Origin of the sequence: Sulfurimonas sp. (assembly GCF_032250635.1) — a bacterium.
Taxonomy (GTDB): Bacteria; Campylobacterota; Campylobacteria; order Campylobacterales; family Sulfurimonadaceae; genus Sulfurimonas.
In genome coordinates this window covers 1-8,686 of the sequence record NZ_JAVVFL010000086.1, presented here as the reverse complement: position 1 = coordinate 8,686, position 8,686 = coordinate 1, and the positions used below count along the sequence as shown (strand labels likewise).

The 8,686-nt window shown below is 39.0% G+C and carries 8 protein-coding genes; 4 read left to right on the top strand and 4 right to left on the bottom strand.

Translation table 11 applies throughout. The annotated features are described in order from the left end of the window. The first annotated feature begins 27 nt into the window (after positions 1-27). Positions 28-561, top strand: a complete 534-nt coding sequence (locus tag RQ763_RS06490; RefSeq protein ID WP_314151868.1) for a DUF4410 domain-containing protein — start codon at positions 28-30, stop codon at positions 559-561. Positions 562-722: 161 nt separating this feature from the next. Here the strand turns inward: RQ763_RS06490 and holA are convergent, their stop codons facing one another. From holA to RQ763_RS06475, 3 genes are read right to left on the bottom strand one after another with little or no spacing between them, the layout of a single operon-like run. Further along, positions 723-1,685, bottom strand: coding sequence for a DNA polymerase III subunit delta (holA, locus tag RQ763_RS06485; RefSeq protein ID WP_314151867.1), 963 nt, complete (start codon positions 1,683-1,685; stop codon positions 723-725). Between the two features lies 1 nt (position 1,686). Next, positions 1,687-3,642: a ribonuclease R gene (locus tag RQ763_RS06480; protein ID WP_314151866.1), complete on the bottom strand. Its 1,956-nt coding sequence runs from the start codon at positions 3,640-3,642 to the stop codon at positions 1,687-1,689. Then, positions 3,642-4,439 carry an HDOD domain-containing protein gene (locus RQ763_RS06475; RefSeq protein ID WP_314151865.1) on the bottom strand — a complete coding sequence of 266 codons (798 nt, stop codon included), beginning with the start codon at positions 4,437-4,439 and terminating at the stop codon, positions 3,642-3,644. The genes RQ763_RS06480 and RQ763_RS06475 overlap by 1 nt, the downstream gene beginning before the upstream one ends. A gap of 123 nt (positions 4,440-4,562) precedes the next feature. Here RQ763_RS06475 and RQ763_RS06470 point away from each other — a divergent pair, with 123 nt between their 5' ends. From RQ763_RS06470 to purL, 3 genes are all read left to right on the top strand, one after another. Beyond that, positions 4,563-4,889, top strand: a complete 327-nt coding sequence (locus RQ763_RS06470; RefSeq protein ID WP_314151863.1) for a hypothetical protein — start codon at positions 4,563-4,565, stop codon at positions 4,887-4,889. A 10-nt stretch (positions 4,890-4,899) separates the two neighbouring features. After that, positions 4,900-5,412 (top strand): transcription elongation factor GreA, encoded by a 513-nt coding sequence (gene greA, locus RQ763_RS06465; RefSeq protein ID WP_314151862.1) that lies wholly within the window; start codon positions 4,900-4,902, stop codon positions 5,410-5,412. A 63-nt stretch (positions 5,413-5,475) separates the two neighbouring features. Continuing rightward, positions 5,476-7,689: a phosphoribosylformylglycinamidine synthase subunit PurL gene (purL, locus tag RQ763_RS06460; protein ID WP_314151861.1), complete on the top strand. Its 2,214-nt coding sequence runs from the start codon at positions 5,476-5,478 to the stop codon at positions 7,687-7,689. A 411-nt stretch (positions 7,690-8,100) separates the two neighbouring features. Here the strand turns inward: purL and RQ763_RS06455 are convergent. After that, positions 8,101-8,686, bottom strand: a 586-nt coding sequence (locus RQ763_RS06455) for an OB-fold protein (RefSeq protein ID WP_314151859.1), incomplete at its 5' end; no start/stop codon positions are given.

The window sequence follows — 8,686 nt, the reverse complement described above, 5'->3', positions numbered from 1 at the left end:
TTGGTTTTATAAATATAAGGAAAAAAAATGAATTCAATGAAAATATTGATTGTTGGTATGTTAGCGCTTGGTTTATTTATGTTTAGTGGCTGTAGCTCCAAACATAGTTTAGTTTTAAATGAAAACTATACACCAAAACAAGATGTAAAAATTGAAGTGGAATCTGTTGCAAATAAAACTTCTCAAACTTTTGAAATTGATATTCAAAAAATGCTTAAAGAATCTTTGAACAAAAAACTTAAAGCAGATGGTATTTTATGGGCTAATAATGAGAATTCAAAACTTCAATTAAAAATTGATATTATAGAATATTCTGAGGGAAATGCTTTTAAAAGATGGATTATGCCAGGTTGGGGTGCAACTATTTTAACGATAGAAGCGACATTAAAAGACAGTAGCCTAGTAGTTGGAAAAGCAAATGCAACTCGTAATATAGCGGCAGGCGGAGGGTTTACTATTGGTGCTTGGAAAACTGTTTTTGACGATATAGCGGCTGATGTTATAGCTGATTTAAAAGAAGCATATAAAAAGAAAAATATTGCATTAGCAAAAGCACGCTAAAGATTTAATTTTTCTCGTCCTCTTTGTGAGGCTGCGAAATAACTATATTTCCAGTCTCTTATGCCAAACTAAAACACCATATTCCTGAATTACTACCACAAATAAATAATAAACATATGTAAATTTTGAGTTTGACATAAGAAAATTACTTAAAAATATAGTTACAACAGCTGCTGCACTCTAATAAGCGTCGAGAGCAAAATAGCGCCTTTGTCTACATGTGAGCTTTTCATTTTTAGTTCGCTCTCCAGAAGAAGTTCGTGGAGTTTATAGTAGGTTTGGGGTTTTATTTTTATGGACATTGCGGCTTTTGCGTCGACCACAAATTTTGGAGCTGGATATCCCAGTATCTCTAGAGCATTTGGTGCGCCGTTGATGCGAATGTAGATGTGAAACATATAGAGCTGCGTCATATAGGAGGTTATGGCTGTTAGCAACCTTATCTCATCCTCTCCGTGCTCTAACATGCTCTCAAGGTCTGTTTTAAAATCTTTTTTATTTAAAATTTTGTTGATAAAACTCTCAATGTTTACCTCTGCTAACCCAAAAACAAGATTGTCAATGTCTTTGGTCGTTATGGCTCTGTCGTAAATTTTGAGTTTCTCTATCTCGTTACATGCAAGTGCTACGTCCCAGTTGTGAATAGACAAAAGATGAGTAAGTGAGCGGTTGTCAACATTGACATTTTTTTCACGGGCTACTTGTGAGAGTATAAAAGTTGCCTCACCCTGATTTGGATGGAAAAAGCGAACACACATAGTTTTTGTTTTTGCGGGAGCTTTTGCGTATGTTTTATGGTCATCCCCGTAGTAGGCGTAGACAAAAATATTTTCTTTGTTTTTCTCGCAATACTCAATAAGCGTTTCAAGCTCTTTTTTTGGAACCTTCTTCTCGCTTTTAATGATGAGGACATTCTGACCGCCAAAAAGAGAAGCCTGTGAGAGATGGGCTTTTGCCGAGGCAAAATTATACTCGTCATGGTAAAACTTTGCAACGGAAGCATCGGGCACGTTTGTAAGCATTTGAGTATATCTGTCGATTAAAAAAGAGCTCTCCCCATAAAGTATAAAACTGTTTGAAAGAGAGCCGTTTTGAATATGCTTATCTAGTTCGCTTTTGTACAAATCAGCTTTCTCTCTCTATGCGTTCTACGACGCTTGCATAGATTTTTGCTTTGGCAATGTCTGCTTTGTCGATTCTTACTTTTACATCTTCAAAGAGCTGTGCATCAAGTCCATGGTTTATTAAAAATCTAGCTCCCTGAATCTCATCATGAAGTTCGGCTTTTAGGTATGGGTCGGTGGATGTAATTCTTGCCTTAAAGGTACCGCCGATATTTTCATCTGCCCATCGGGTGAATTTTCTTGCCATAAACTCATTTTCAATCGTTGAAGCCTCTCTCTCTTTTTCGCTAACACTCATGCAGAGTGACTCTATGTTTCTAAGCACATAAGAGCTCTCCTCTTTATCGCCTCTGGCAATAGCTTTTAGGAGTCTGTGGACAATCAGATCAGAGTATCTTCTGATAGGTGAAGTGAAGTGCGTATACTCATCAAAACCGAGTCCGAAATGCCCTACATTAAACGGTGCATATCTAGCCTGCATCTGAGACTGGATGATAAGCGTATCGACTTCGCTTGAGAGACCCATCTCTTCGGCTTGATTTTGTATCTGTGTAATCGTATCTTTTATGGATGATTTAATATCTACATAGATGCCGATTCCCGCAAGTTCTTGGTAGAGATTTTGCAGTTTCGTTTGTGTTGGTGGCTCATGGATACGAAAAATCCCTTTTTTAAATCTCTTTGCAGCCTCTTTGTTTGCAAGTAGCATACAATCTTCAATCAAAGCATGCGAAGGAGTCTCCTGCGCATAGGTAGTATGAGTGATGTTTGAGTTTTCATCTATAAACATCTCAAGCTCATTTGAGCGAAAATTGTAACCTACTTCAAGTCTTTTCTCTTTGAGTCTGTCCGTTACGACTTTGAGCTTGGAGATGTACTCAAATATCTCTTTTTCAGAGTCGTTTTGTGGCTTAAGTTTGCCTTCTAAAAACTCATCAATCTCTTCATAGTTGAATCTTCTTTGCGAGTGAATAATTGCCTCGTAAACTTTTGAATTTTCAACCTCAAGCGAGTCAAGATCGAGCTTTATCTCAAAAACATAGGCAAGTCTGTCAACGTTGGGCTGTAAAGAACAGAGTGTCTCACTTAGCTGACGTGGGAGCATCGGGATTGAGCGGTGCGGAAGGTAGATGGAAAAACTTCTGTAAACCGCTTCGTTGTCAATGGCTCCAAATGGGGTTACATATTCGCTGACATCGGCAATGGCGACATAAAGCGTGGAGTTTTTATCATCCCAGTATATTGCATCGTCAAAATCTTTTGCAGTTACGGGGTCGATTGTACAAAACGGCAACTCTTTTAAATCTGTTCTTGAAGGGTATTTTGAGGCATTTACTTGCTCAAATGAGGAAGCAAGCTCTAGTACTTCTGGCTCAAACTCGTCATGTTTGTTGAATTGTGCAAGGACGATTTTTTCATCAACCAAAGGGTCTTTCATGTTGCCAAGACGCTCCATGATTGTAAAATTTTGGTTGTTGATCTTAAAGACATCGCCATGCTCGTAGGCATTTAGCTCATCTTGCGTCATCTCGACACCTGTCGGGTACTCTGTTCTTAGGTCAACAAGAGATTTTCTGCCATCTTTTGAGATAATGTAAGCGACGCTGTAGCTTTGCGCTCTTCCGAGAATCTCAACAACCTTTGCAGAGGGAGAACCTCTTTGACCAAGCAATCTTTGTGCGATAACAAGGTCGCCCTCTTTGGCGCTTGCCAAATCTCCTTCGCCTATAAACATGTCACCAGTGTATTCGCCGATAACATGCAGATATGCAGTCTCTTTTTGGACAAAGCCCAAAGTTCCTGCGCGATATTTGGAGTTAAATTTGTAAATATCATCTTTTTTTGTGATGTAGCCTTTAGCCAGATAGTCGTTTATCTGCGTTTGCTCATCAGAGGCAACATCTTGCTCGCTTAAGCCGTTTGTGAGTTTTATGAGAAGTGATTTAGTATCAGCCATTATAGATTTTGCAACGCTCTATCGAAGCTCTCCATGTCAAGAGAGTATTTAGTAATCAGCTCTTTTGCGGCAGCGATGCTCTCGTCTGTAACCATGCCGTTAAGCTCTACTACTGTGCGTACTACATGCAAAATTTGAGCGGCTTTTTTGATCTCATCTTTCGCTTTTTCGGGGTTTAAACAGTGGCGAATAGTATCGACAAGTCCCGACTCAAATCTCCAGTGTTCAAATATCTTGGCACTCACTTCTGGAGTGTCTACTCCGGCTACTTCTCTCTCTGCTTCTTCGAGTGTAGCAGATCTCTCAAGTGCCTCTTTAAACTTCTCTTCACTCTTGTCTGCCATAATCTGTTGAGCTATTAAAACTTTGCCGATTTCGACTAAAAATGCTGCAGGAGAGAGTATCCCCAGCAGTCTTGAATCTTTTTTAAGACACCATGAAGTCGTAATGGCATGCTGTTTTTTAGATAGCATTGAAAAAGTGTCGTTATCAATTCCATAAACCGAGAGGTCAAGGTCAAAACTCTTTTTAACAATACTAGCAAGTGCAAAACCTCTTATTGTCCCCATTCCAAAAAGTCCTACAGCTTGGTTAATAGCATTAATTTCGCGGCTAAATCCATAAAGTGGAGAGTTTGCCGCTTTTAAAATATCTGCCGTCAAGAGAGGGTCTTTTTCTAGTATTTTAACCATATCGCTAAATGTACTGTCAGGGTCTTGATAAACAGACTCAATTTGCATAACTGATTCGGGCAGCGGAGGTAGTTGCTTGATTTTTTTAAGTATCTCTTCAGTCATTTAATTCTCTCTTTTAGCAAATATTATTTAAGTAGATGATACATATATGTTCATAAAAAAGTACTGAATATTTACAAATAGTTGATATTATTTTCTTACATTTTTTAAAAAAGAGAGAACAATATGCAAAAAGAAGCTATGCTTACTCAGCTCGGATACGTACCTAACAACGCCTTGGTTCAGCAACTTCAAAGGATTGAAGAGAACACCACAGGTTATGAAAAAATACAAAAACACATTATGGATCTACACGACCATCTAAAAGTAGACGGTTCCTACATTGCAATGTCAAACTCAAACGATTTTTTTAAAATAAAAGTTGAAGCTCCTAGCGCTGAAATTGCTCAAGAGGCACATGAAAAAATCCAACATTTCAGCGAAAAATATAAAGTTGTAATCAATAAACTAGATAATAAAAACACCTACTACATCTTAGGATTTAACCATTAGCAAAGAGCCAATGAGCATAGAGGGGTATGACCTTTTAATCGAAGAGTTTAGGTTTTTGCTTGAAGTGGAAAAACCAAAAGTCGCAGAGGAAAAACTTGTTGCGGCGGCCTTGGGAGACAGAAGCGAAAATGCTGATTATCAGGCGGCAAAAGAGAAACTTAGATTTATAGACAAGAGACTTTTTTATCTAAACTCAATGATACAAAAATCTCAAATCATAGACCCTTCAAAACTTTCACATGAGAGAGTAAGTTTTGGCAGCAGCGTAAAGATTTTAAATCTTGAGACGGAGGAAGAGGAGAGCTATACTCTCTGCGGAGTTTTGGAGTCAGAGCCGGAAAATGGACTCATCTCCGTTCACTCACCCTTAGCTCGCGCCATGATGGGAAAAGCGGTAGAAGATGAGTTCAAAGTCCAACTCCCGCTTATGAAGAAGGAGTATGAAATAATAGAAATAAGTTACAAAAACATCTTCTCTTTAAAGAAAAATATCCGTACAAAATCAGACTTTTCGTTCCATTAAAACACTTTTTACTTCATGTTAGATATAATCCCTTTTTAAAAACCAAATTTTTAGGATTTCCCCGTGAGCCAACAACTAGAAAATATTGAAGAAGTACTTGCTTCACATAAGCTCTCAAGTGAAGATTACACGCATATAAAGCAAATTTTAGGGCGTGAGCCGAACTTAGTAGAGATAGGCATTTTTTCTGCCATGTGGAGTGAACACTGCAGTTATAAATCATCAAAAGTTCATTTAAGCGGCTTTCCGACTAAAGCGCCATGGGTTATTCAAGGTCCGGGCGAGAATGCCGGAGTAATCGACATCGGCGGCGGATATGCGGCTGTATTTAAGATGGAGTCACACAACCATCCGAGTTTTATAGAGCCTTATCAGGGTGCTGCAACAGGTGTAGGCGGGATTATGCGTGACGTCTTTACAATGGGCGCTCGCCCTGTTGCAAATCTAAATGCGCTAAGATTTGGAAATGTTTTAAATGATGATGATATAGCTAAACACCAAAGATATTTGGTTCGCGGCGTAGTTGAGGGAATCGGCGGTTACGGTAACTGCATGGGAGTTCCGACTATCGGCGGAGAAACAAGCTTTGACGAGTGCTATAACGGCAATATTTTGGTCAATGCTTTTACTTTGGGTATTGCAAAAAGCGATGAGATTTTTTACGGCAGAGCTGATGGCATAGGCAACCCTGTAATCTATGTAGGCGCAAAAACTGGTCGTGACGGATTAGGCGGAGCAGTGATGAGTTCCGACAGTTTCACAGAAGAGTCAAAATCTCTTCGTCCGACTGTTCAAGTGGGTGATCCATTTACTGAAAAACTTCTGCTTGAGGCGTGTTTAGAGCTTTTTAAAACCGACCATGTTATCGGTATCCAAGATATGGGAGCGGCAGGACTTACATCTTCATCTTTTGAGATGGCGGGACGCAGCGGCAGCGGTATGATAATGCACCTTGATCGCGTGCCTGCCCGTGAAGAGGGGATGACTCCTTATGACTTTATGCTCTCTGAGTCTCAAGAGCGTATGCTTCTTTGTGCGAAAAAAGGAAGTGAAGCCGAGATTATTAAAATCTTTGAGAAGTGGGATTTGGATGCGGCGGTAATCGGCGAGGTAACTGCAACTGGAAATATGGAACTTTTCTGGCATGGAGATAAGGTTGCAGAGGTTCCTGTCAATCCAGTAAGCGAAGAAGCGCCTGTTCTTAATCGTCCTATGGTGCGCCCCGCATATTTGGATAAAATCGGCGATGTGACAATTGATGATTTTGCTCGTGTTGCAAACCAAGAGGCATTTGAGAAACTTACAAAATCTATGGAAGTGGTTGATAAATCGTGGATTTATACGCAGTATGACTCAATGGTACAGACAAACACTATTAAAAAAGGCGGCATGCTTGACGCTTCGGTTATCCGTGTAAAAGAGAACGGCAAAGCTCTTGCAATGTCGGCTGACTGTAATGTGCGTTACTGCTATATAGACCCAAAAGGCGGAGCAGCTGCAGCGGTTATCGAGTCTGGGCGCAATGTTGCCATGAGTGGTGCGAGACCTTTGGCGATTACTGATTGTCTAAACTACGGTAACCCTGAAAATCCGGAAGTAATGTGGCAGTTTGGACAAGGGTGTCTAGGTATAAAAGAGGCTTGCGCGGCACTTACGACTCCCGTAATCGGTGGAAATGTTTCGCTTTACAATGAGACAAACGGCGTCTCTGTTTTTCCAACACCCTCTATCGCAACCGTAGGCGTAAATGATGATGCAAACAGAGTATTGATGTCAAGCTTTCAAGGCGAGGGGAATACTCTTTACTTAGTGGGAGACAATAAGAGCGAGTTTGGCGGCTCACTCTACATGAAAGAGATCTGTGGAGCTGTAGCGGGAAAACTTCCTGTGATTGACTACGAAGATGAGCTGGCTCTTTGGGAATTGGTTATCGAGGCAAACAAAAAAGGCATTTTAGAGTGCGCAAAAGATGCAAGCAGCGGCGGTGTAGCTATTGCTCTTGCAAAAATGGCGGCTGTAAGTGGACTAGGATGCAGCGCTAAGATGCTTGTAAGAGACGAGAGAGACATTTTTGCAGAGAGCATGAGCCGCGCTATTATAGAGGTTAAGCAGGAAAACAGCGCCTCTTTTGAGACGATGGTTGGAACGCTAATGTGTCAAAAAATCGGAACGGTAGGCGGAGACAAAATCAAAATCAACAATGTTGAGATGAGTTTGCAAGAGCTTCAAGACAACTACTTTAACACGTTTAAAAGAGTAATCGAGAGAGATTTATAATAAACTCCTGTTCCGTACTTTTTTCTTCGCAAAAAAGTACCAAAAAACTCTTGCAACGGCTTCGAGCCTGACATTCGTCAGGTTCCCAAAAAACATCAAATAAATTACTAAAAATTCAAAACTCACTTCGTTCAAACAGTTGAATTTTCTTAACGAAATTTCTTTGCTATTTTTTGGCTCTGCAGATGTTGCAACTGACGTAACGGTTGTGTCGGCAGTGTAGTGGGTCACTTTGGATTTTAGTCTTTTTGACCGAGTGGAGTCGTTAAGAAAATGTAACTGTTTGAGGCTTTAGCCGAGTTTTGTATTTTTAGACGGAGCGACCGAAAAAAGGCGTAAAGAAATCCAACTTGTGACACGATTTTTGGTTACTTTTGTAAAAAAGTGACATATAAAACATCATTTTTATAGTTATTTTTCTATAATTTTACTATCATTTATTGATATAACGTCTTCGTTTAGTCTAACAATTTTTCCATTAATTGAAATTATACTATTCTTATTTAATGAGTAAACATCATTTTTATCAGTGAAATCAGCAACTAAAATACTTTTATTGTCATTTCCTGAATCAATAATTATTGTTGCTCCATTGGTATACAGTGATGAAGGTTCTATATTTTGTATCTTTCCACTTACAGTAATATATTTACCTATATACTTTTTAACAGCAAGTTCTTGAGCTTCTAACTCATTTCCTACTTTCTTTATATTTTGATACCATTGAAAAATATCATTAGCAGATTGTTCTATAATATATGATTTGTTTTTATCAATATAATCTTTTGATTTATTGATAATTGTCTTTGTTTCTTTTACAATTGATGGTTCACTTTTAACAATACTTTTACTTTCTATATCTGAACCAGAGATACTGTAAATTACTCCTATAATTGTAGCTATAGTTCCTAATGCTGTCCAAATTAGTGTCCAATTCATATCATACCTTCGTATAATATATTTATCAACCAAATAGTTAAAATATGGTTGTGTGTTC

Coding starts and splice junctions, on each gene's coding strand:
- RQ763_RS06490 (WP_314151868.1), top strand. CDS start 28: ATGAATTCAATGAAAATATTGATTGTTGGTATGTTAGCGCTTGGTTTA.
- RQ763_RS06480 (WP_314151866.1), bottom strand. CDS start 3,642: ATGGCTGATACTAAATCACTTCTCATAAAACTCACAAACGGCTTAAGC.
- RQ763_RS06475 (WP_314151865.1), bottom strand. CDS start 4,439: ATGACTGAAGAGATACTTAAAAAAATCAAGCAACTACCTCCGCTGCCC.
- RQ763_RS06470 (WP_314151863.1), top strand. CDS start 4,563: ATGCAAAAAGAAGCTATGCTTACTCAGCTCGGATACGTACCTAACAAC.
- greA (WP_314151862.1), top strand. CDS start 4,900: ATGAGCATAGAGGGGTATGACCTTTTAATCGAAGAGTTTAGGTTTTTG.